Origin of the sequence: Pectobacterium aroidearum (genome assembly GCF_015689195.1) — a bacterium.
GTDB classification, from domain to species: Bacteria; Pseudomonadota; Gammaproteobacteria; order Enterobacterales; family Enterobacteriaceae; genus Pectobacterium; species Pectobacterium aroidearum.
In genome coordinates this window covers 1,133,668-1,157,135 of record NZ_CP065044.1, presented here as the reverse complement: position 1 = coordinate 1,157,135, position 23,468 = coordinate 1,133,668, and the positions used below count along the sequence as shown (strand labels likewise).

Sequence of the window (23,468 nt, the reverse complement as noted above, 5' to 3'; positions counted from 1 at the left end):
GTTGCCATAATGTCTCCCCACCATAATTTATTCACGCTTAAGCAACATGCCGTTGACTTTCTAATGCCGCGTTACGCGCATTTTATCAGCGACATCTCTATTTTAGCCCTTTTATCTGAGGCCCTGTTATGAATACGGTATGTGGATCTTGCCAAACAACCAATCGCCTGCCAGAAGCGCGTATTGATGACCATGCAAAATGTGGTCGCTGCGGAGAAACCTTATTCAGCGGTGACGTCATCAATGCCACAGAAGCGACGCTCGATAAACTGTTGCAGGACGATCTTCCGGTCGTGGTCGATTTCTGGGCGCCCTGGTGCGGACCTTGTGTCAACTTCGCCCCCGTGTTTGAAAACGTCGCGCAGGAGCGTAATGGGAAAATCCGCTTTATTAAGGTCAACACCGAAGCCGAACCGGCACTGAGCGCACGTTTCCGCATCCGCAGCATCCCAACCCTCATGATCTTCAAACAGGGCCAGATGGTCGATATCCTCAATGGCGCGTTGCCAAAAGCACAGTTTGAGGAGTGGCTGGACGAATCGCTGTAGAGAATTGGGATAAGATCGCGAGGCATTATTGCCTCCTCCCCTTTTGGTCAATCCGCCTGTCGATTAGAATGTCGCCTTTCGGAACCTGCTTCCCTATCATTACAACGAAGCAGGTTCGTTGCAAAATCTCATGGCGTCACCTATTTCATGATCAACCATCCTTTAATGGTCAACCGTCCCCTCAGGGACAATGCCGTACTCCGCCTGCGTCAACAGCGCCTTGAACAGTCAACCAAGCCGTTCCGCGCCCGTGGCTGTCGCGTAATACGCTGCCAGCAGTGTTTATTGCCCGCGACCAACTGTCTGTGCCACACCATTCAGGCGCAGCAATCCCACAGCCGCTTCTGTCTGGTGATGTTTGATACCGAACCGCTAAAGCCGAGCAATACCGGGCGTCTCATTGCCGATATTCTTCCTGAGACTCAGGCGTTTCTTTGGTCACGCACAGAGCCCGACCCTCAGTTGCTTGCGGCTCTGCAAAATCCTGATGTTCAGCCTTATCTGGTTTTCCTTGCCGATGCGGCAGAAGAAGGACGTCAGGTATTTCAGCAGTTCCCCGCAACGGAAAAGCCCGCCCTGTTTGTCTTGCTTGATGGCACCTGGCCGGAAGCACGTAAGATGTTCCGCAAAAGCCCCTATCTGGACAATCTGCCGATCCTGTCGCTGAATGTAGAGGCTCTTTCTCGCTATCAGTTGCGTGAAGCCAGTAGCGCTGGACAACACTGCACCGCCGAGATTGCCATTGCCCTACTCGCTCAGGCAGGCGATACAGTCGCGGCTGACGCGCTATCACAGCACTTCGACCGTTTTCGACGACACTATCTGGCAGGGAAATCACACCACAGCGTGCGGGAAAGTTTACCCATCGTCACAGCACAACCGGTGGAAAGCGTTTAGTATCAAAGAGGATTGATGTGTAAGGAGTGACGCATGAGCCAGCGCGGATTGGAAGCACTGTTACGCCCTAAGTCTATCGCCGTTCTCGGCGCGTCAGAAAAACCGGGACGAGCCGGTTTCCTGATGATGAAAAATCTGCTGGACGGCCATTTCAGTGGTCCAGTCCTGCCTGTTACGCCGAAATATCGTGCCGTTTGCGGCGTGCTAGCCTATCCGACGGTCGCCAGCCTGCCGATGACGCCCGACCTTGCCGTGATTTGTACCAACGCCAGCCGTAATCTGACGTTGTTAGAGGAACTGGGGCAGAAAGGCTGCAAAACTGTCATCATTCTCTCTGCGCCACCGACCCAATTCAGCGAATTAAAGGCCTGCGCCGTGCGCTATCACATGCGCCTGCTTGGCCCCAACAGCCTCGGGCTACTCGCCCCCTGGCAAGGCCTGAATGCCAGTTTCTCCCCGGTCCCGATTATGAAAGGCAAACTGGCGTTTATCTCGCAGTCAGCCGCCGTGTCCAACACGATACTGGACTGGGCGCAACAGCGCGGTATTGGCTTTTCCTATTTTATCGCCTTGGGCGACAGCCTGGATATTGATGTCGATGACCTGTTAGATTTTCTGGCCCGCGATGGCAAAACCAGTGCAATTCTGCTGCATCTGGAACACATCAGCGATGCACGCCGCTTCCTTTCCGCTTCCCGTAGTGCCTCGCGAAATAAACCCATACTGGTGATAAAAAGCGGGCGCAGCCAGCAAGCACAACAGTTGCTCAACGACCAGCGCCACGGTCTGGATGCCGCCTATGACGCGGCCATTCAACGTGCAGGTTTGCTGCGGGTACGGGATACCCATGAGCTTTTTTCCGCGGTGGAAACCTTAAGCCACCTGCGACCACTGCGCGGTGAACGCTTGATGCTGGTGAGCAACGGTGCGTCGCCAGCCGCACAGGCGCTGGATCAGCTTCTTAGCCGACAGGGCAAGCTCGCACAGCTTAGCGATACGACTCGACAAGCGCTACAGGACGCCTTACCGCAGGCCGTCACTATCGGCAATCCGCTCGATCTGCGGGATGATGCGACGGCCGCTCGCTATCTGGCCGCGGTTTCTGTCTTACTGGACAGTGACGACGTCGATGCACTCTTGATCATTCACGCGCCCAGCGCCGCCGCGCCCAGCACTGATTGCGCGGCACAGTTGATTACGCTCTTCCAACAGCATCCGCGTGGGAAAAGAATTACATTACTGACCAACTGGTGTGGCGAATTCTCCTCGCAGGAAGCACGACGCTTGTTTAATGATGCCGGCATTCCGACCTATCGCACGCCGGAAGGCGCGGTAACGGCATTTATGCATATCGTCGAATATCGGCGTAATCAGAAACAGTTAAAGGAAACCCCAGCGCTGCCGCAGGATTTAGGCATTAACGCGAGTCAGGCGCATGCGCTGATTCATCAGGCGCTGTCGGATGGCGTCACTCAGCTCGATACGCATGAAGTTCAGCCCATCCTGCAAGCCTATGGTTTGAATACCTTACCCACCTGGATTGCTGGCGACAGTGCAGAAGCCGTCCATATCGCCGAGCAGATTGGCTATCCGGTAGCGATTAAACTGAGATCGCCAGATATTCCGCATAAGTCGGAAGTTCAGGGTGTCATGCTATACCTGCGAACTGCCAGAGAGGTCCAGCAAGCGGCAGACGCTATTCTCGACCGAGTAAAACGCACCTACCCTCAGGCACGCATTTACGGCCTGCTGGTACAGAGCATGGCAAATCGCGCCGGTGCGCAGGAACTCAGAATTGCCGTCGAGCAGGATCCCGTTTTCGGCCCGCTGATTATGCTAGGAGAAGGTGGCGTTGAGTGGCGAGAAAAGCAGGCCGCCGTCGCACTGCCGCCGCTGAATATGACGCTGGCGCGCTATCTGGTATTGCAAGCGGTAAAAGGCGGCAAGATTCGCGAATACAGCGCCCTGCGTCCGCTGGATATTCCCGCGCTCAGTCGCTTGCTGGTTCAGGTTTCCAACCTGATTCTCGACTGCCCTGAAATTTCCCGACTAGACATTCATCCCCTGCTGGCGTCTGGGGATGCATTTACGCTGCTGGATGTTACGCTGCATCTGACGCCATTTAGTGGCGATCCCCAGTCAAGGCTGGCAATACGCCCCTATCCCCATGAGCTAGAAGAAACCGTCATCCTCAAAAATGGTGAGCATTGCCTGTTCCGACCGATCTTGCCGGAAGACGAACCGCTGCTCAGTTCGTTCATCGCAAGAGTGACGAAAGAAGACCTGTATTATCGTTATTTCAGCGAAATTAATGAATTTACTCACGAAGACTTAGCCAATATGACGCAAATTGACTACGATCGTGAGATGGCATTCGTGGCCGTACGCCAAGTCGGTGAAGAGACAGAGATTATTGGCGTGACGCGCGCGATTTCCGATCCGGATAATACGGATGCGGAATTTGCCGTGCTGGTGCGCTCCGATCTAAAAGGGCTGGGTCTTGGCAGACGGCTGTTGGAAAAGCTGATTGATTACGCCCGGGCACACGGTCTCTTCCGATTGACCGGCATTACCATGCCGCATAATCAAGGTATGATCCAGCTATCCAAAAAGCTCGGTTTTCACATCGACGTACAATTAGAAGAGGGGATTGTGACGCTGGAATTGCCGCTGAAAGGCTGATCGCACGACGTGACATGGCTCTTGCAACGGGAATTGTTATAGCAAAACAGGATCACAACAGCCGAAAAGTAATGGTATTATCGCCCATTCGGCTACTCCTTAACTTTTGATAATGACCAGAAGGTCATATACCCTAGTGCAGCTCGAAGTATGGTGGGTATAAACTGATGAGAGAAGAAACGCACTGTGATGCTGTCAAATTTTAAACGCAACAAATACCAACAGCACCTTGCACAACTGCCCAGAATCCCTCAGAACGCAGATGATGTTCAGACGTTGCATTCGCCTGAGCTTTTCCGCACGACGCTGATTAACGCTATTTTGAGCGCTAAAAAACGCATCTATATCGTGGCGTTGTATCTTGAACGCGATGACGGTGGCATGGGGATTCTATCCGCAATTTATGAAGCCAAACGGCAGTGCCCAGAACTGGATGTCCGCGTTCTGGTAGACTGGCATCGTGCTCAGCGTGGCAGGATCGGCGCAGCGGCAGAAAATACCAATGCCGATTGGTATTGCGATATGGCGAAGAAACATCCAGACACGCATTTTCCTATCTACGGCATTCCTGTCAACACACGCGAAGCGTTGGGTGTGCTGCATCTGAAAGGGTTTATTGTCGATGACACGGTCATCTACAGCGGGGCCAGCCTGAATGATGTTTATCTGCATCAGCATCAGAAGTACCGCTATGACCGCTATCAGTTGATTCATAATCCGGTGTTGGCTGATACGATGGTGCAATATATCCAGACAATGCTGTCAGCCCCGGCAGTGCAGCGGTTAGATCATACCGATCGCCCGAAGAGTCTGGAAATCAAAAATGATATCAAACAGTTCCGTCAAACGTTGCGCACCGCTAGCTATCAAGCTCCGGAACACAGTGCGGATGCGAACGAATTAACCGTCACGCCGCTGGTCGGGCTAGGAAAACAAAGCCCGCTGAATAAGACCATACATCATCTGATGTATTGCGCTGATGAGCATCTGGTCATCTGTACCCCATATTTCAACCTGCCAGCGCTGCTGGTCAGAAATATCATCCGACTATTGCGGGACGGCAAGAAAGTAGAAATTATTATTGGCGATAAGACCGCTAACGATTTCTATATTCCAGAAGATCAACCTTTTAAAATTATCGGCGCGTTACCGTATCTCTATGAGATCAACCTGCGCCGCTTCCTGAGTCGTCTGGAGCGCTACATTGAGAATCAGCAGCTTGTTGTTAGGCTGTGGAAAGACGGCGACAACAGCTTCCACCTGAAAGGCATGTGGATCGATGACAAATGGCAACTGCTGACGGGGAACAACCTTAACCCCCGAGCGTGGCGTCTGGATCTGGAAAATGCCATTCTGATTCACGATCCTCAGCAGGTTCTATTACAGCAACGTCTGGACGAGCTGGATAAAATCAGGACACACACTCACATCGTAAAAAGCTATATGGAACTGGAGAGCATCGCGCAATATCCGGTGAAAGTCCGTAAGCTAATACGACGTCTGCGCCGTATTCGTATCGACCGGCTCATCAGTCGCATTCTCTAAGACTCACGCTATACTTTGAAAAACCTCGGCTTCCGGGGTTTTTTATTATCTATAGGGAGAGGTTCCATGCGCTTACTGTGCGTTGCTGCAATAATGTGCTGCTCTGGATGTAGCCACATTGCGCAAGATCGCTGGACAGGTCAGGATAAAGCCCAACATTTTCTCGCCTCAGCCGCCATCAGCGCCGCCGGGTATGAATATGGCACTCATCAGCGCTGGAGCGCAGATCGTAGCGGAGGGTTCGGTATTATGTTGTCAATTAGCCTCGGTATGGCAAAAGAGCTTTATGACAGTCGGGAAGGCGGAACAGGATGGAGCTGGCAGGATCTCGTTTGGGATGTAGCCGGTGCAACCACCGGCTATGCGCTATGGCAACTATCTGAACACTAAAGCTTCATCCCTCGGCCTTTACGATGCAGCGTTAATGACACAATAAACGCAATCGCCCCCATCGCCGAGACATACCAGAAGAACGTCGTTTCCATGCCAAAGGATTTCAGCGAAAGCGCAACATACTCCGCCGAACCACCAAACAATGCATTAGCCACGGCATAAGATAACCCAACACCTAACGCACGAACTTCGGGCGGAAACATTTCTGCTTTTAAAATACCGCTAATAGAGGTGTAGAAACTGACAATAATCAGTGAAAGCATCACCAACGAGAAGGCAATAACAGGGCTCGTCACACTTTGTAGTACCGTCAGAATGGGAACCGTCAGCAGTGCCGCAAGTCCGCCGAAACAAAGCATTGAGCTACGACGACCAATCCTATCCGACAACGCACCAAAGAACGGCTGCAGCAGCATAAAGATAAATAGTGCGAGGGTCATTAACCCGCTCGCGGTTTTCGCATGCATTCCTGCCGTATTCACCAAATACTTTTGCATGTAAGTGGTAAACGTATAAAAGGCTAAGGAACCACCGGCCGTAAAACCCAGTACGGTAATAAAAGCGCGGCGATGTTTCCACAACCCAGCAAGCGAACCGGCATCTTTATGTTCGCGGGTTGATTTATCAGACGTTTCATTCAGAGAGCGGCGTAAATAAAGTGCAACAATCGCCAAAATAGCGCCGAGAGCAAAAGGAATACGCCATCCCCAGGCATGTAAATCGTCATCACTCAGAATCTGCTGCAATATCACAACGACTAATAGCGCCAGCAGTTGACCACCAATCAGCGTGACATATTGAAAAGAGGCATAGAATCCCTTTCTTCCTTCAACGGCAACCTCACTCATATACGTTGCACTGGTACCGTATTCCCCACCGACAGAAAGCCCCTGAAATAAACGAGCTAATAGCAGCAAAAACGGAGCCCAGGTGCCAATAGTTTCATATCCCGGCAAACATGCAATAACCAGAGATCCAAAGCACATCATGCAAACCGAAATTAGCATTGAATTTTTACGACCATGCTTGTCAGCAATGTAACCGAAAAGCCAACCGCCAATCGGTCTCATTAAAAAGCCTGCTGCAAAAACCCCTGCTGTTTGTAGTAATTGAGTGGTCGTATTTCCCGAAGGAAAAAAGATATGGGCGAAATAGATTGAGCAAAAGGAATACACATAAAAATCAAACCACTCAACCAAATTACCCGATGAAGCGCCAACTATAGCCCGGATACGCTGGCGCGTATCTTTCGCATTTTCCGTTAGATCAGTCATCCTATTTTATTCTCCTGTTTTTCCGGACATAAAACGATGCCCGCTATAGTAAAGCAGCACTTAAACCTTGAGGCAAAAAGTTCCTGATTGTAATAATTTATTAATGTAACAACCTGACCCAATATCATTAATGATCTTTAGCTGAAATACGGATAAATAGCGCAGCAACAACCAGAACATTATTATGAAGTTAGTTATTATTGAATGAGTTAATAAGGAGATAAGCGGAGTCTATTCAGGTAAAAGGAAAGAACTAATATCCTGAAATAGAAATAAACAAAAGGCCATCCCGTTAAGGATGGCCTTTTGTTTTAATTGATACCTGGCAGTTCCCTACTCTCACATGGGGAAGCCCCACACTACCATCGGCGCTACGGCGTTTCACTTCTGAGTTCGGCATGGGGTCAGGTGGGACCACCGCGCTATCGCCGCCAGGTAAATTCTTTTTTTAAGCCGAACATTAACCCAAATAACTGGTGCTGATACCCAGAGTCGAACTGGGGACCTCACCCTTACCAAGGGTGCGCTCTACCAACTGAGCCATATCAGCGCACCTGTATAATTTGATGCCTGGCAGTTCCCTACTCTCACATGGGGAAGCCCCACACTACCATCGGCGCTACGGCGTTTCACTTCTGAGTTCGGCATGGGGTCAGGTGGGACCACCGCGCTATCGCCGCCAGGCAAATTCTGTTTCATTCCAACCGTTATACTCCGGTCGCTTTCGCTTCCCATCTGTACAACCATCAGAACCAATCTCTGAACAAGCTGAACATCGTTCTCTATGAGTCGTCTCACAAAACACCTTCGGTGTTGTAAGGTTAAGCCTCTCGGGTCATTAGTACTGGTTAGCTCAACGTATCGCTACGCTTACACACCCAGCCTATCTACGTCGTCGTCTTCAACGGCCCTTCAGGGACATCTAGTGTCCAGGGAAGACTCATCTCGAGGCAAGTTTCCCGCTTAGATGCTTTCAGCGGTTATCTCTTCCGCACTTAGCTACCGGGCAATGCAATTGGCATCACAACCCGTACACCAGTGGTGCGTTCACTCCGGTCCTCTCGTACTAGGAGCAACCCCTCTCAATCTTCCAACGCCCACGGCAGATAGGGACCGAACTGTCTCACGACGTTCTAAACCCAGCTCGCGTACCACTTTAAATGGCGAACAGCCATACCCTTGGGACCTACTTCAGCCCCAGGATGTGATGAGCCGACATCGAGGTGCCAAACACCGCCGTCGATATGAACTCTTGGGCGGTATCAGCCTGTTATCCCCGGAGTACCTTTTATCCGTTGAGCGATGGCCCTTCCATTCAGAACCACCGGATCACTAAGACCTGCTTTCGCACCTGCTCGAGCTGTCACTCTCGCAGTCAAGCTAGCTTATGCCTTTGCACTAACCTCCTGATGTCCGACCAGGATTAGCTAACCTTCGTGCTCCTCCGTTACGCTTTGGGAGGAGACCGCCCCAGTCAAACTACCCACCAGACACTGTCCGCAACCCGGATTACGGGTCTACGTTAGAACATCAAACATTAAAGGGTGGTATTTCAAGGTTGGCTCCATGCAGACTGGCGTCCACACTTCAAAGCCTCCCACCTATCCTACACATCAAGGCTCAAGGTTCAGTGTCAAGCTATAGTAAAGGTTCACGGGGTCTTTCCGTCTTGCCGCGGGTACACTGCATCTTCACAGCGAGTTCAATTTCACTGAGTCTCGGGTGGAGACAGCCTGGCCATCATTACGCCATTCGTGCAGGTCGGAACTTACCCGACAAGGAATTTCGCTACCTTAGGACCGTTATAGTTACGGCCGCCGTTTACCGGGGCTTCGATCAAGAGCTTCGCCTTGCGGCTGACCCCATCAATTAACCTTCCGGCACCGGGCAGGCGTCACACCGTATACGTCCACTTTCGTGTTTGCACAGTGCTGTGTTTTTATTAAACAGTTGCAGCCAGCTGGTATCTTCGACTGATTTCAGCTCCATGAGCAAGTCACTTCACTTACCATCAGCGTGCCTTCTCCCGAAGTTACGGCACCATTTTGCCTAGTTCCTTCACCCGAGTTCTCTCAAGCGCCTGAGTATTCTCTACCTGACCACCTGTGTCGGTTTGGGGTACGATTCGGTGTTACCTGGAGCTTAGAGGCTTTTCCTGGAAGCGTAGCATCAGTTACTTCATCACCGTAGTGACTCGTCATCACGCCTCAGTGTTAACGATGACCCGGATTTACCAAAGTCACCCACCTTCACGCTTAAACCGGGACAACCGTCGCCCGGATAACCTAGCTTTCTCCGTCCCCCCTTCGCAGTAACACCCAGTACAGGAATATTAACCTGTTTCCCATCGACTACGCTTTTCAGCCTCGCCTTAGGGGTCGACTCACCCTGCCCCGATTAACGTTGGACAGGAACCCTTGGTCTTCCGGCGTGCGGGTTTTTCACCCGCATTATCGTTACTTATGTCAGCATTCGCACTTCTGATACCTCCAGCAACCCTCACAGGCCACCTTCGCAGGCTTACAGAACGCTCCCCTACCCAACAACACTAAGTGTCGCTGCCGCAGCTTCGGTGCATGGTTTAGCCCCGTTACATCTTCCGCGCAGGCCGACTCGACCAGTGAGCTATTACGCTTTCTTTAAATGATGGCTGCTTCTAAGCCAACATCCTGGCTGTCTATGCCTTCCCACATCGTTTCCCACTTAACCATGACTTTGGGACCTTAGCTGGCGGTCTGGGTTGTTTCCCTCTTCACGACGAACGTTAGCACCCGCCGTGTGTCTCCCGTGATAACATTCTTCGGTATTCGTAGTTTGCATCGGGTTGGTAAGTCGGGATGACCCCCTAGCCGAAACAGTGCTCTACCCCCGAAGATGAATTCACGAGGCGCTACCTAAATAGCTTTCGGGGAGAACCAGCTATCTCCCGGTTTGATTGGCCTTTCACCCCCAGCCACAAGTCATCCGCTAATTTTTCAACATTAGTCGGTTCGGTCCTCCAGTTAGTGTTACCCAACCTTCAACCTGCCCATGGCTAGATCACCGGGTTTCGGGTCTATACCCTGCAACTTAACGCCCAGTTAAGACTCGGTTTCCCTGCGGCTCCCCTATTCGGTTAACCTTGCTACAGAATATAAGTCGCTGACCCATTATACAAAAGGTACGCAGTCACACCCCGAAGGATGCTCCCACTGCTTGTACGTACACGGTTTCAGGTTCTATTTCACTCCCCTCGCCGGGGTTCTTTTCGCCTTTCCCTCACGGTACTGGTTCACTATCGGTCAGTCAGGAGTATTTAGCCTTGGAGGATGGTCCCCCCATATTCAGACAGGATGTCACGTGTCCCGCCCTACTCATCGAACTCACAGCCTGTGCATTTTTGTGTACGGGACTATCACCCTTTACTGTGCGACTTTCCAGACGCTTCCACTAACACACAAACTGATTCAGGTTCTGGGCTCTTCCCCGTTCGCTCGCCGCTACTGGGGGAATCTCGGTTGATTTCTTTTCCTCGGGGTACTGAGATGTTTCAGTTCCCCCGGTTCGCCTCATTACGCTATGGATTCACATAATGATAGTGTGTCGAAACACACTGGGTTTCCCCATTCGGGTATCGTCGGGTATAACGCTTCATATCAGCTTACCGACGCTTATCGCAGATTAGCACGCCCTTCATCGCCTCTGACTGCCTAGGCATCCACCGTGTACGCTTAGTCGCTTAACCTCACAACCCGAAGGTGTCTTTGATAAATCAAAGTCACTGTCGCGCTGCGATTATTTGAGAGACTCATTGACAGACTGCATCGCCATCGACACCCAAAGGTATCAACGCACGTTCAGCTGTCATGTTTCAATTTTCAGCTTGTTCCAGATTGTTAAAGAGCAATATCTTAAACCCTGACTATTGCTAATCAGTTTTAAGATATGAGGTAAGTAGTTGACTTACTGAAGACCCCCGCTTTCACCGGAATGGTCGGATGCGCTGGCGTCCCCTAGGGGATTCGAACCCCTGTTACCGCCGTGAAAGGGCGGTGTCCTAGGCCTCTAGACGAAGGGGACACGACACCGTACTTTGTTGACGCTTTTGCTCATTATTTTCATCAGACAATCTGTGTGAGCACTTCACTCAACGCACATCTTCTTGGTAAGGAGGTGATCCAACCGCAGGTTCCCCTACGGTTACCTTGTTACGACTTCACCCCAGTCATGAATCACAAAGTGGTAAGCGCCCTCCCGAAGGTTAAGCTACCTACTTCTTTTGCAACCCACTCCCATGGTGTGACGGGCGGTGTGTACAAGGCCCGGGAACGTATTCACCGTAGCATTCTGATCTACGATTACTAGCGATTCCGACTTCATGGAGTCGAGTTGCAGACTCCAATCCGGACTACGACGTACTTTATGAGGTCCGCTTGCTCTCGCGAGGTCGCTTCTCTTTGTATACGCCATTGTAGCACGTGTGTAGCCCTACTCGTAAGGGCCATGATGACTTGACGTCATCCCCACCTTCCTCCAGTTTATCACTGGCAGTCTCCTTTGAGTTCCCGGCCGAACCGCTGGCAACAAAGGATAAGGGTTGCGCTCGTTGCGGGACTTAACCCAACATTTCACAACACGAGCTGACGACAGCCATGCAGCACCTGTCTCACAGTTCCCGAAGGCACTAAGGTATCTCTACCGAATTCTGTGGATGTCAAGAGTAGGTAAGGTTCTTCGCGTTGCATCGAATTAAACCACATGCTCCACCGCTTGTGCGGGCCCCCGTCAATTCATTTGAGTTTTAACCTTGCGGCCGTACTCCCCAGGCGGTCGATTTAACGCGTTAGCTCCGGAAGCCACGCCTCAAGGGCACAACCTCCAAATCGACATCGTTTACAGCGTGGACTACCAGGGTATCTAATCCTGTTTGCTCCCCACGCTTTCGCACCTGAGCGTCAGTCTTTGTCCAGGGGGCCGCCTTCGCCACCGGTATTCCTCCAGATCTCTACGCATTTCACCGCTACACCTGGAATTCTACCCCCCTCTACAAGACTCTAGCTTGCCAGTTTCAAATGCAGTTCCCAAGTTAAGCTCGGGGATTTCACATCTGACTTAACAAACCGCCTGCGTGCGCTTTACGCCCAGTCATTCCGATTAACGCTTGCACCCTCCGTATTACCGCGGCTGCTGGCACGGAGTTAGCCGGTGCTTCTTCTGCGGGTAACGTCAATCGGTGAGAGTATTAATCTCACCGCCTTCCTCCCCGCTGAAAGTGCTTTACAACCCGAAGGCCTTCTTCACACACGCGGCATGGCTGCATCAGGCTTGCGCCCATTGTGCAATATTCCCCACTGCTGCCTCCCGTAGGAGTCTGGACCGTGTCTCAGTTCCAGTGTGGCTGGTCATCCTCTCAGACCAGCTAGGGATCGTCGCCTAGGTGAGCCATTACCTCACCTACTAGCTAATCCCATCTGGGCACATCTGATGGCAAGAGGCCCGAAGGTCCCCCTCTTTGGTCCGAAGACGTTATGCGGTATTAGCTACCGTTTCCAGTAGTTATCCCCCTCCATCAGGCAGTTTCCCAGACATTACTCACCCGTCCGCCGCTCGTCACCCGAAGAGCAAGCTCTTCTGTGCTACCGCTCGACTTGCATGTGTTAGGCCTGCCGCCAGCGTTCAATCTGAGCCATGATCAAACTCTTCAATTTAAGATTTGTTTGATTTGCTGAACTCGTCAGCGATGCTCAAAGAATTAAAACTGTTTATTCGTAATGAATTTACTGTTGTTCACTCTTCAAGACTTTTTATATCGTTAAGATACGGTCTTGTGAGTGCCCACACAGATTGTCTGATTAAATTGTTAAAGAGCAGTGCGTTGCAGCCTTAACCGCTTCGCGAGGTGGCGTATATTACGCTTTTCACCTTCAGAGTCAACGCTTATTTTAAAGCGTTTTCTCTTTCTTTACCGACCCGGTTGTGAATCACAGCGCCGTGTCGATGGAGGCGCATTATAGGCAGCCGATTCAGAAGCGCAAGCAAATCTAGTAAACTTTTTTCTGTTTGCGCATCTTTCATTCGTTCCGCTGATTAAGTGCGCGTTTTTATCCATTTTGGCAGGTCTGCGAGGCTTTCTAAGACACTATCAGCCAGCGTTTCGCCTTGTTCGGTAACAGGTTTACCCGTGCGCACCAACAGTTTGGTTCCTACCCCTGCGCCAATTGCAGCCTGCATATCCTCTAATTTGTCACCCACCATATAAGACGCGGCCATATCAATGTGCAGATCGCGCTGTGCAGAAAGCAACATGCCTGGCTCAGGCTTTCGGCAATCACAAGTCTGGCGATATTCATCTTCCCCTGCTTCAGGGTGATGCGGACAAAAATAGATGCCATCCAGATCAACACCACGGTCAGCCAACGACCAGTCCATCCACTCCGTCAGTTGCATAAACTGATCTTCTGTAAACTTACCGCGGGCGATACCGGACTGATTAGTCACCACAACCAGCGCGAAACCCATATTTTTCAACTCACGCATGGCATCGATGACGCCATCAATAAATTGAAAATGGTCAATGTCATGAACATAACCGTGATCGACATTGATCGTGCCGTCACGATCAAGAAAAATTGCTGGAACGCTCTGTGCCACTGACTTTGCTCCTGAATGGCCTAAATTGCGCGGTAGTATCGCATGTTTTCACCCATAGGGAGAATGCAGAGCCGTGACAATCCCGATTGACTTAGACGTCTAGACGCCCTAACATCCATTTCATCTTCTGTTAATACAGAAACGGATTTATCCAGCCATAGGCACTCACGATAAAAAATATATGATTGAACTTTCTAATATTACTAAGGTTTTTCAGCAAAATGGGCGGACCATTACCGCACTGGCTGATGTCAGCCTTCATGTTCCTACCGGGCAAATCTATGGTGTTATCGGCGCATCAGGCGCAGGTAAAAGTACACTCATTCGCTGCGTCAATTTATTGGAACGCCCGACAGAAGGGAAAGTACTGGTAGATGGGCAAGAGCTGACCCAACTGTCGGATGGCCAGTTGACGCGCGCACGCCGTCAAATCGGCATGATTTTCCAACATTTCAACCTGCTCGCTTCACGTACCGTTTTTGGCAATATTGCGCTACCACTGGAATTAGATAACACGCCAAAAGCTGACATTACCAAACGGGTCAATGAGTTGTTGGATTTGGTTGGGCTAGCGGATAAACATGATGTGTATCCAGCCAATTTATCTGGCGGACAAAAGCAACGTGTCGCTATCGCCCGGGCGTTGGCCAGCAATCCCAAAGTTCTGCTGTGTGACGAAGCAACCAGCGCGTTGGATCCAGCAACTACCCGGTCGATCCTTGAGTTACTGAAAGATATCAATCGCCGCCTCGGCTTGACCATTCTTCTTATTACACATGAAATGGACGTGGTGAAACGCATTTGCGATCAGGTTGCGGTGATCAGCGATGGACGCCTCATCGAGCAAGACACGGTTAGCGAAGTCTTTTCACATCCGAAAACGCCGCTGGCACAGAAATTCATTCAGTCAACGCTACACCTGGACATCCCTGACGATTACCTCGCTCGTCTCTCCCCTGACTCTCGCCCGGATTCCACGCCGTTATTACGGATGGAATTTACCGGCAAATCGGTAGATGCTCCGCTGCTCTCCGAGGTTGCTCGACGCTTTAACATCAACAACAACATTATTAGCGCCCAGATGGATTATGCGGGTGGCGTCAAATTCGGCATCATGCTGGCAGAAATGCACGGCAACGATGCGGATATAAAAGCCGCAATCCAATTCCTGCAGGAAAGTCACGTAACAATTGAGGTTCTGGGTTATGTCTGAAGCAATGATGTGGTTAATGGCTAAGGGAGTATGGGAAACCGTCGCGATGACGTTCGTTTCTGGTTTCTTTGGCTTTGTGCTTGGCTTACCTGTGGGAGTCTTATTGTATACCACGCGCCCAGGGCAGATTATCGCTAATCCAAAGCTCTACCGGACCGTTTCTGCACTGGTAAACATTTTCCGCTCGATTCCGTTCATTATTTTACTGGTATGGATGATTCCTTTTACTCGCGTGATTGTTGGAACCTCCATCGGCCTGCAAGCGGCGATCGTTCCTCTCACCGTCGGTGCCGCACCGTTTATTGCCCGCATGGTGGAAAACGCGCTGCTTGAAATTCCGACCGGCCTGATTGAAGCCGCACGGGCGATGGGCGCAACGCCAATGCAAATCATCAGAAAGATACTACTGCCAGAAGCATTACCGGGCCTTATTAATGCTGCAACCATCACGCTAATCACGCTCGTAGGCTATTCTGCTATGGGTGGAGCCGTGGGTGCAGGCGGCTTAGGTCAAATTGGTTATCAGTATGGCTATATTGGTTATAACGCGACGGTCATGAATACGGTATTAATATTACTGGTTGTTTTGGTTTACCTGATTCAATTCTGCGGCGACAGGGCAGTAAAAGCTGTCACACACAAGTAATCACCACAATACGCATGTGCCTGAAGGCATCTGCCAAGAAAATAGTTAATTAGGGGTAAGGATATGGCGATTAAACTGAAATCTATTGCGACCATTAGCGCACTTATTGGTGCTCTGGCGTTAGCTGGATGTGGTCAGGAAGAAAAGAATCCTAATCACATTAAAGTCGGCGTTATTGTTGGCGCAGAACAGCAGGTTGCGGAAGTCGCGCAGAAAGTGGCAAAAGACAAATACGGTCTGGACGTTGAGTTAGTCACATTTAACGACTACGTGTTGCCAAATGAAGCCCTGAGCAAGGGTGACATCGATCTGAATGCCTTCCAGCACAAGCCTTATCTGGATCAGCAGATCAAAGATCGTGGTTATAAACTGGTTTCTGTCGGCAATAGCTTTGTCTACCCGATTGCAGGTTACTCCAAAAAAATTAAATCACTGAATGAGCTGCAAGATGGCGCTCAAGTTGCGCTGCCAAACGACCCGACCAACCTGGGTCGTTCTCTGCTGCTGCTGCAAAAAGTCGGTTTGATTAAACTGAAAGACAACGTTGGTCTGCTGCCAACCGTACTGGATGTGACTGAAAATCCGAAAAATATCAAACTGGTTGAACTGGAAGCACCACAGCTGCCACGCTCTTTAGATGACGCGCAAATCGCACTGGCTGTCATTAATACCACTTACGCTAGCCAGATTAACCTGACGCCAACGAAAGATGGCCTGTTTGTTGAAGAGAAGGACTCTCCGTATGTGAACCTGCTGGTTTCACGCGAAGACAACAAAGACGCTGAAAACGTGAAGAAATTCGTTCAGGCCTACCAGTCTGATGAAGTAAACGATGCAGCAAATAAAATCTTTAATGGCGGCGCAGTGAAAGGCTGGTAATCCGGCAATTATACGCTAAATAATTCAAGTTTCAGGACAAAAACGGCAAGGCGTTTTTGAACAGCGCTTGCGCTGACCCCGGAGGGGAGAGGCCATAAGGCCGAATAACGCGGCAAGCGAAGGAATCCCGATGAGCTTACTCAAGTAAGTGATTCGGGTGAGTGACAAATCTGCCAGAGGCAGGTTTGAACGCTGCTTGCAGCGGCCCCAACGGGGCGAGGTCCACGTAAGTGGGCCGAGTAACGCAGCCAACGCACATGCAACTTGAAGTATGACGTGTATACGCGTTTAATTAAAAGATATCTGTAAGACGGGCTACGGCCCGTCTTGTTATTTGTGCAATAGCTTGCTTCAATACTCGCTCTTTGAGAAAAAGCAGAGGAATCCTTAATGCGTGCTGTTCCCTTTATATTGTTGGCAATGTCGCTGACAGGCTGTTCTTTATTTCAGAAGCCACCGGCACCGGCTCCTCAACCCGTTATTGAAACCAAAACCGCAGAACCGGCGCCTAAACCCAAACCAGCGGTTCGCCCGACGCCTGCGGTATTGTATAAAAGCGCAGAAGAATTAGTCGGTAAGCCTTTCCGTGATATGGGCGAAGTTTCCGGCTCCTCATGTCAGGTTAGCGCTCAGGATTCCCCGCCTAACGCGGCGAATGCACGTAAAAGAATGCAAAACCGCGCCACTGCCATGAAAGCCAATGCGGTTTTACTGCATGAATGCCAAACCGTCAGTGGTGTAGCAGGTTGCTACAGTCAAGTCGTTTGCCAGGGCACGGCGCTGAAAGTCTCTGCACAATGAGTCAATTTGTTTTCAATCAGATCGGGATTATCCGCTCACCGTATAAAGAAAAATTTGCCATTCCGCGGCAGCCGGGTCTGATTGAAGATGGAGGCGGAGAACTTCAGTTACTCCCGCCGTACAATCAGGCGGAGTGTGTTCGAGGGCTGGAGGCGTTCAGCCATATCTGGGTATTGTTCATTTTTCATCAAACGATGGAAGGTGGCTGGCGTCCGACTGTTCGGCCACCGCGTCTGGGCGGAAATACACGTACGGGGGTTTTCGCTACGCGTTCTACTTTCCGCCCCAACCCTGTTGGCATGTCGCTGGTTGAATTAAAAGGGATTCGAGTAAAAGGCGATGCCATTACGCTCGAATTAGGTAGCCTTGATCTGGTCGATGGTACACCGGTTGTCGATATCAAACCTTACCTGCCTTTTGCAGAGAGCCATCCTCAGGCACGAGCAGGCTTTGCCCAAATGGCGCCCGATGCCGCAATGCCGGTATTTTTTTCTCCCCTTGCGGAAAACCAGATAGCCCAGCATCAAAAGAAATATCCCCAGCTAAAGCGCTTTATCACACAGGTATTGGCGCAAGATCCACGCCCGGCCTATCGCAAAGGAGAAAGCACTACGCGTGAATACGCCGTTTTGCTGCTGGAATTCAATGTGCGCTGGCGCGTCTGCGAAGAACAAACCGAAGTGTTAAGCCTCGACCCGTCAAACGCGTGTTAATACGCTAACCACAGCAATATATTCTAAAATTGTTCCTGCTCTCTTTTGACGCGCCGCCCGCGCTGGTAAACTAAACCACTTTTTATGTGCCTTCGGCTGCGCGGCAGCCCTATGCTATTTGTCGTTCTAACGGAACTAACACCCCATGCGTACTAGCCAATACATGCTCTCCACTCTCAAGGAGACGCCAGCCGATGCAGAAGTCATCAGCCATCAGTTGATGCTCCGGGCAGGAATGATTCGTAAACTGGCCTCTGGCCTTTACACTTGGTTGCCGACCGGTTTACGTGTTTTGAGAAAAGTTGAAAACATCGTGCGCGAAGAGATGAACAACGCTGGCGCTATTGAAGTTTCCATGCCCGTTGTTCAGCCTGCCGATTTATGGGTAGAAAGTGGACGTTGGGAGCAATATGGCCCAGAGCTACTGCGCTTTGTCGATCGTGGCGAGCGCCCTTTCGTACTCGGCCCAACGCATGAAGAAGTCATTACCGATCTGATTCGTAATGAAATCAGCTCCTACAAGCAGTTGCCGCTGAATTTCTTCCAGATTCAAACCAAATTCCGCGATGAAGTCCGCCCGCGTTTTGGCGTGATGCGCTCACGTGAATTCCTGATGAAAGATGCCTACTCTTTCCATACCTCTCAGGAATCGTTGCAGGTCACCTACGATGCCATGTACGCAGCCTACAGCCAGATTTTCAGCCGTATGGACCTGGATTTCAGAGCCGTTCAGGCAGATACCGGTTCTATCGGCGGTAACGCATCCCATGAGTTCCAGGTACTGGCTGCCAGCGGTGAAGACGATATCGTTTTCTCAACGGAATCCGACTACGCGGCAAACATTGAACTGGCAGAAGCCGTTGCGCCAAAGCTAGGCCGAGCAGAAGCGAAAGAAGAGCTGCGTCTGGTTGATACGCCGAACGCAAAAACCATCGCCGAGCTGGTTGAGCAATTTAAGTTACCAGTAGAAAAAACTGTGAAAACGCTGCTGGTTAAAGCCACGGAAGAAAGCGGTCATAAGCTGGTTGCGCTGCTGGTTCGTGGCGATCACGAACTGAACGAAATTAAAGCGGAAAAAATTGCTCAGGTAGCCAGCCCACTGACGTTTGCAACCGAAGAAGAAATTCGTGCCACCATCGGCGCTGGCCCAGGTTCACTTGGCCCGGTCAAGCTGTCGATTCCAGTCGTTGTCGATCGCACCGTTGCGGCCATGAGCGATTTCAGCGCTGGCGCAAACATTGATGGCAAACACTATTTTGGCATCAACTGGGAGCGTGACGTTGCGCTGCCGCAGGTTGCGGATATCCGTAACGTGGTTGAAGGTGACATCAGTCCAGACGGTAAAGGCACGCTGCAAATTAAACGCGGTATCGAAGTGGGCCATATCTTCCAACTGGGCAGCAAATATTCTGAAGCGTTGAAAGCGACGGTTCAAGGTGAAGATGGCCGTAACCAGACGCTGACGATGGGCTGCTACGGTATCGGTGTAACGCGTGTTGTTGCAGCAGCGATTGAGCAGAATCATGACGAACGCGGCATCATCTGGCCAGATGCGATTGCACCTTTCCACGTTGCTATTCTGCCAATGAACATGCACAAGTCTTTCCGTGTGAAGGAAGTCGCTGAGGATATCTATCAGCAGTTGCGCGCTAAAGGCATTGAAGTTCTGCTTGATGACCGCAAAGAGCGTCCGGGTGTAATGTTCGCCGATATGGAGTTGATTGGTGTACCGCACACCATCGTCATTGGCGATCGTAATCTGGATAGCGAAGAGATTGAATATAAGCATCGCCGGATTGGTGAAAAGCAGATGATTAAAACCAACGAAATCGTCGATTTCCTGCTGGCAAATATCGTTCGCTAATCGCTGCCGAACCGCCCTTTCCTATGAAGGGCGAATTACAGGCATAAAAAAATGGTGGGTTTCCCCACCATTTTTTATTTTAAGACTTCAGTAACCTATCACGAATTATTCACGAAACAGTTCTTCAATGCTCAGCCCCTGAACCTGCAAAATCTCCCGCAGGCGGCGCAAGCCTTCAACCTGAATCTGACGAACACGTTCGCGTGTTAAGCCAATTTCACGACCGACATCTTCCAGCGTAGCCGCTTCATACCCTAACAGGCCGAAACGACGCGCCAGCACCTCACGCTGTTTGGCATTAAGCTCAAACAACCATTTAACGATATTCTGTTTCATATCGTTATCCTGAGTGGTGTCTTCAGGTCCGTTGTCTTTTTCGTCTGCCAGAATATCCAGCAGCGCTTTTTCCGAATCACCGCCCAGCGGAGTATCGACAGAAGTTATACGTTCATTCAGGCGCAGCATACGGTTGACGTCATCAACAGGCTTATCAAGCTGTTCGGCAATTTCTTCCGCACTCGGCTCGTGATCCAGTTTATGAGACAGTTCGCGCGCGGTGCGCAGATAAACGTTGAGTTCTTTGACGATGTGAATCGGCAAGCGGATGGTACGGGTTTGATTCATGATCGCCCGTTCTATCGTCTGTCGAATCCACCAGGTTGCGTAGGTTGAAAAACGGAATCCTCTTTCTGGATCGAATTTTTCAACCGCACGGATCAGGCCGAGGTTCCCCTCTTCAATCAGATCCAGCAAGGCCAGACCACGATTGTTGTAACGGCGGGCAATTTTCACCACCAACCGCAGGTTACTCTCGATCATCCGGCGGCGCGATGGGACATCACCACGCAGCGCACGCCGGGCAAAATAAACTTCTTCTTCTGCGGTCAAAAGCGGCGAATAGCCGATTTCTCCTAAATAAAGCTGTGTTGCGTCCAGGACACGCTGTGGGACCCCTTGTGATAACAGCTCGTCTTCCGCCGAATCATTATCATTGGTATCTTCCTCTACCAGCGCTTTATCGTCAAAAACGTCAAGTCCATTTTCGTCGAAATCGGTATCTTCATGTAACTCGTTAACTTTCAGCGTACTTTGGCTCATAAGTGGCTCCTACCCGTGATCCCTTGGCAGAATACCGAAATATTCTGCCCGATTTATCGCTGCGGCAGAAAACGCAGCGGGTTTACGGATTTCCCCTTGTAACGAATTTCAAAGTGCAAGCGAACTGAGCTGGTGCCCGTACTGCCCATCGTAGCGATTTTTTGTCCTGCCGTGACATCTTGTTGCTCACGGACTAGCATCGTATCGTTATGGGCATAGGCACTGAGGTAGTCATCATTATGTTTGATGATTATCAGATTTCCGTAACCACGTAGCGCATTGCCCGCGTACACCACTCGCCCACTGGCGGTTGCGGTGATCGGTTGCCCACGTGAGCCGGCGATATCAATCCCTTTATTTCCCCCTTCAGAAGCAGAGAAACTATCTATGACTTTCCCATCGGTAGGCCAACGCCAACTGCCGACAGCAGCCGTATTGCTGCTGGCAACAGCCGCTGGTGCGGAAACAGGAGCGGTTGTTGTTGCCCCTGCCGTAGGTAACATCTTACCTACATTCTGTTTACCCTGGTTACCAGAATACGCATTAGTTGACTGAGAATCAACCGATGTAGTTTGTATTTGAGTACTTGATGGCGGCGTTGGTACGCCACCTCGGGTGGCATCGGTTGTTGCCAACATGCCACCACCGCTCGTCAGGCCGCCACCGGAAGCGTTGTTGCCGGAGCCGTTGCCTAAATTCAGCGATTGCCCCACATTCAGGCTGTATGGCTCAGGAATATTGTTGCGCTGCGCTAGATCTCGGTAATCATTGCCGGTAATCCAGGCGATATAAAACAGGGTATCGCCACGTTTAACGGTGTAGGAATTGCCGCCGCTGTAGCTGCCTTTCGGAATATTACCGTAGCTGCGGTTATAAACAATCCGGCCATCGGACGTTGTTGCAACACTTTCACTCGTCGTTGAAATACGTGATGGTGGCGCAGATAACATTCCCCCTCGGCTGCCCGTATTTCCGTCAACGCTGCTGATCGGTGCGGATTTGGAATTATTGTTGGTACATCCAGCCAATCCTAAGACAATCACCGTACAAGCAGCAATGTGACGCAAATTCATCATTCGGCTTCCCATGCGCCTTACTCCCCTATAACTATAGCGTTCAAAAAAGTAACTATATCCGTCGTATTTCAAGCTGCATGTGCGCTGGCCTCTCTTACTCCCCAGTCACTTACTGATGTAAGCTCCTGGGATTCGTGCGATTACCGCCTGCCTGCAACTCGAACTATTTAGGCTATATAACATTCAAAAAACAGTAATACTCAGAATCCAATTCGGACATGTTTGCCTCGCATCTGCTGCCGTTTTACTGGCTGTAGCCCAACTACTAATGGCATAAGTGATTGTAGCGTAAACGATATCCGGTAATGTATTCGTTAGCTGGAACGAGAAAGATCGCTACTTCACCATCGCTGGCGCATAAGCAAAACGGGAAAGGCACCACGATGATTAGAGGCTAACAATATCAACAAGTTCGCACTATAAAACAGTTGTGTTGAAATTTTAAAGACTTAACAACAAATGCATGCCAACGCCACGGTATCAGGCTAACTCCCCTTTGACCAGAGGAACAAACCGAACAGCTTCAACCGTTTGAATAATAAATTCGCCAGCATGGCGCTGTACAACTTGCAGTATTTGCGACTGTTCCCCGACGGGCAGCACCATTACGCCACCTTCATCGAGCTGTTCCAGCAGTGCCCGAGGAATTTCCGGCGGTGCCGCGGTAACAATAATAGCGTCAAACGGCCCGCGCGACGCCCAGCCTTGCCATCCATCGCCATGGCGGGTAGAAACATTATGTAAATCAAGCTGCTTTAAGCGGCGCTTGGCCTGCCATTGCAGCCCCTTAATGCGCTCGACCGAGCAAACGTGTTGAACCAAATGCGCTAAAATCGCCGTTTGATAACCTGATCCCGTGCCAATTTCCAGCACGCGGGATACGGGCGTCAGGCTGAGCAGCTCCGTCATCTTCGCGACCATATAGGGCTGCGAGATAGTCTGGCCGGAACCAATAGGCAGAGCGGTGTTTTCATACGCTTTATGTTCAAAAGCTTCATCAACAAAACGTTCTCTGGGTACGGCTTCTATCGCCTTCAGCAGACGTTCGTCCTGAATGCCTTGCTGGCGCAACTGTGCCAGCAACGTTTCTATACGCTTGTTTACCATTCCCCGCCGACCTCAGCTCTGGTTAACCTCGTCACCAATACAGCAATGTTCCCGCATAAGGGCCAGCCAGCCGCCGCTACCGCACGGTTACTGGTATGTATT

General features: G+C 50.7%; 16 protein-coding genes, 2 tRNA genes and 4 rRNA genes. 11 read left to right on the top strand and 11 right to left on the bottom strand.

Annotation, left to right across the window (positions count from 1 at the left end; all coding sequences use genetic code 11):
- Nucleotides 1-128 precede the first annotated feature (128 nt).
- The 5 genes from trxC to I2D83_RS05150 all read left to right on the top strand — a co-directional run bounded on the left by trxC (nucleotide 129) and on the right by I2D83_RS05150 (nucleotide 6,062).
- Nucleotides 129-548: a thioredoxin TrxC gene (gene trxC, locus I2D83_RS05170; RefSeq protein ID WP_180779559.1), complete on the top strand. Its 420-nt coding sequence runs from the start codon at nucleotides 129-131 to the stop codon at nucleotides 546-548.
- Between the two features lie 147 nt (nucleotides 549-695).
- Complete coding sequence (locus tag I2D83_RS05165; RefSeq protein WP_277395610.1) at nucleotides 696-1,445, top strand: tRNA-uridine aminocarboxypropyltransferase; 750 nt, start codon at nucleotides 696-698, stop codon at nucleotides 1,443-1,445.
- A gap of 33 nt (nucleotides 1,446-1,478) precedes the next feature.
- Nucleotides 1,479-4,127 (top strand): bifunctional acetate--CoA ligase family protein/GNAT family N-acetyltransferase, encoded by a 2,649-nt coding sequence (locus I2D83_RS05160; protein WP_205947662.1) that lies wholly within the window; start codon nucleotides 1,479-1,481, stop codon nucleotides 4,125-4,127.
- Between the two features lie 189 nt (nucleotides 4,128-4,316).
- Entirely contained in the window at nucleotides 4,317-5,672 is a 1,356-nt protein-coding gene (pssA, locus tag I2D83_RS05155; RefSeq protein ID WP_180779561.1) for a CDP-diacylglycerol--serine O-phosphatidyltransferase, read from the top strand.
- Nucleotides 5,673-5,738: 66 nt separating this feature from the next.
- Complete coding sequence (locus tag I2D83_RS05150) at nucleotides 5,739-6,062, top strand: YfiM family lipoprotein (RefSeq protein WP_181830349.1); 324 nt, start codon at nucleotides 5,739-5,741, stop codon at nucleotides 6,060-6,062.
- On the opposite strand, the gene I2D83_RS05145 is transcribed toward I2D83_RS05150, so the two are convergent.
- The 8 genes from I2D83_RS05145 to gmhB all read right to left on the bottom strand — a co-directional run bounded on the left by I2D83_RS05145 (nucleotide 6,059) and on the right by gmhB (nucleotide 13,969).
- Nucleotides 6,059-7,339, bottom strand: coding sequence for an MFS transporter (locus tag I2D83_RS05145; protein WP_181830348.1), 1,281 nt, complete (start codon nucleotides 7,337-7,339; stop codon nucleotides 6,059-6,061). The two genes, I2D83_RS05150 and I2D83_RS05145, sit on opposite strands and share 4 nt — an antisense overlap.
- 320 nt (nucleotides 7,340-7,659) lie before the next feature.
- A 5S ribosomal RNA gene (rrf, locus tag I2D83_RS05140) occupies nucleotides 7,660-7,775 on the bottom strand.
- Nucleotides 7,776-7,813: 38 nt separating this feature from the next.
- Nucleotides 7,814-7,889 (bottom strand) — tRNA-Thr (locus tag I2D83_RS05135).
- An 18-nt stretch (nucleotides 7,890-7,907) separates the two neighbouring features.
- Nucleotides 7,908-8,023 (bottom strand): 5S ribosomal RNA (rrf, locus tag I2D83_RS05130).
- A 133-nt stretch (nucleotides 8,024-8,156) separates the two neighbouring features.
- Nucleotides 8,157-11,063: ribosomal RNA gene (locus tag I2D83_RS05125) — 23S ribosomal RNA — on the bottom strand.
- 259 nt (nucleotides 11,064-11,322) lie between these two features.
- Nucleotides 11,323-11,398, bottom strand: a tRNA-Glu gene (locus tag I2D83_RS05120).
- Nucleotides 11,399-11,484: 86 nt separating this feature from the next.
- A 16S ribosomal RNA gene (locus I2D83_RS05115) occupies nucleotides 11,485-13,026 on the bottom strand.
- Together the 16S, 23S and 5S rRNA genes with 2 tRNA genes alongside form the textbook arrangement of a ribosomal RNA operon.
- Before the next feature lie 379 nt (nucleotides 13,027-13,405).
- Nucleotides 13,406-13,969 (bottom strand): D-glycero-beta-D-manno-heptose 1,7-bisphosphate 7-phosphatase, encoded by a 564-nt coding sequence (gmhB, locus tag I2D83_RS05110; protein WP_015841488.1) that lies wholly within the window; start codon nucleotides 13,967-13,969, stop codon nucleotides 13,406-13,408.
- A 181-nt stretch (nucleotides 13,970-14,150) separates the two neighbouring features.
- Between gmhB and metN the strand changes: the two genes are divergently transcribed.
- From metN to proS, 6 genes are all read left to right on the top strand, one after another.
- Nucleotides 14,151-15,182, top strand: a complete 1,032-nt coding sequence (gene metN, locus I2D83_RS05105; RefSeq protein WP_181829182.1) for a methionine ABC transporter ATP-binding protein MetN — start codon at nucleotides 14,151-14,153, stop codon at nucleotides 15,180-15,182.
- The gene (locus I2D83_RS05100; protein ID WP_015841490.1) at nucleotides 15,175-15,828 is read left to right on the top strand and encodes a methionine ABC transporter permease MetI; all 654 of its coding nucleotides are present in this window, start codon (nucleotides 15,175-15,177) and stop codon (nucleotides 15,826-15,828) included. Before metN ends, I2D83_RS05100 begins: the two co-directional genes overlap by 8 nt.
- A gap of 63 nt (nucleotides 15,829-15,891) precedes the next feature.
- Entirely contained in the window at nucleotides 15,892-16,707 is an 816-nt protein-coding gene (locus tag I2D83_RS05095) for a MetQ/NlpA family lipoprotein (RefSeq protein ID WP_180778699.1), read from the top strand.
- Nucleotides 16,708-17,097: 390 nt separating this feature from the next.
- Nucleotides 17,098-17,508 (top strand): Rcs stress response system protein RcsF, encoded by a 411-nt coding sequence (rcsF, locus tag I2D83_RS05090; RefSeq protein ID WP_015841491.1) that lies wholly within the window; start codon nucleotides 17,098-17,100, stop codon nucleotides 17,506-17,508.
- Entirely contained in the window at nucleotides 17,505-18,221 is a 717-nt protein-coding gene (gene tsaA, locus I2D83_RS05085; protein ID WP_205947661.1) for a tRNA (N6-threonylcarbamoyladenosine(37)-N6)-methyltransferase TrmO, read from the top strand. Before rcsF ends, tsaA begins: the two co-directional genes overlap by 4 nt.
- 145 nt (nucleotides 18,222-18,366) lie before the next feature.
- The gene (gene proS / locus I2D83_RS05080; RefSeq protein ID WP_181829184.1) at nucleotides 18,367-20,085 is read left to right on the top strand and encodes a proline--tRNA ligase; all 1,719 of its coding nucleotides are present in this window, start codon (nucleotides 18,367-18,369) and stop codon (nucleotides 20,083-20,085) included.
- A 105-nt stretch (nucleotides 20,086-20,190) separates the two neighbouring features.
- Here the strand turns inward: proS and rpoS are convergent, their stop codons facing one another.
- From rpoS to I2D83_RS05065, 3 genes are all read right to left on the bottom strand, one after another.
- Nucleotides 20,191-21,183 carry an RNA polymerase sigma factor RpoS gene (rpoS, locus tag I2D83_RS05075; protein ID WP_205947660.1) on the bottom strand — a complete coding sequence of 331 codons (993 nt, stop codon included), beginning with the start codon at nucleotides 21,181-21,183 and terminating at the stop codon, nucleotides 20,191-20,193.
- A gap of 53 nt (nucleotides 21,184-21,236) precedes the next feature.
- Nucleotides 21,237-22,259: a murein hydrolase activator NlpD gene (gene nlpD, locus I2D83_RS05070; RefSeq protein WP_043881828.1), complete on the bottom strand. Its 1,023-nt coding sequence runs from the start codon at nucleotides 22,257-22,259 to the stop codon at nucleotides 21,237-21,239.
- Nucleotides 22,260-22,739: 480 nt separating this feature from the next.
- Entirely contained in the window at nucleotides 22,740-23,366 is a 627-nt protein-coding gene (locus I2D83_RS05065; protein ID WP_015841496.1) for a protein-L-isoaspartate(D-aspartate) O-methyltransferase, read from the bottom strand.
- Between the last annotated feature and the right edge of the window lie 102 nt (nucleotides 23,367-23,468).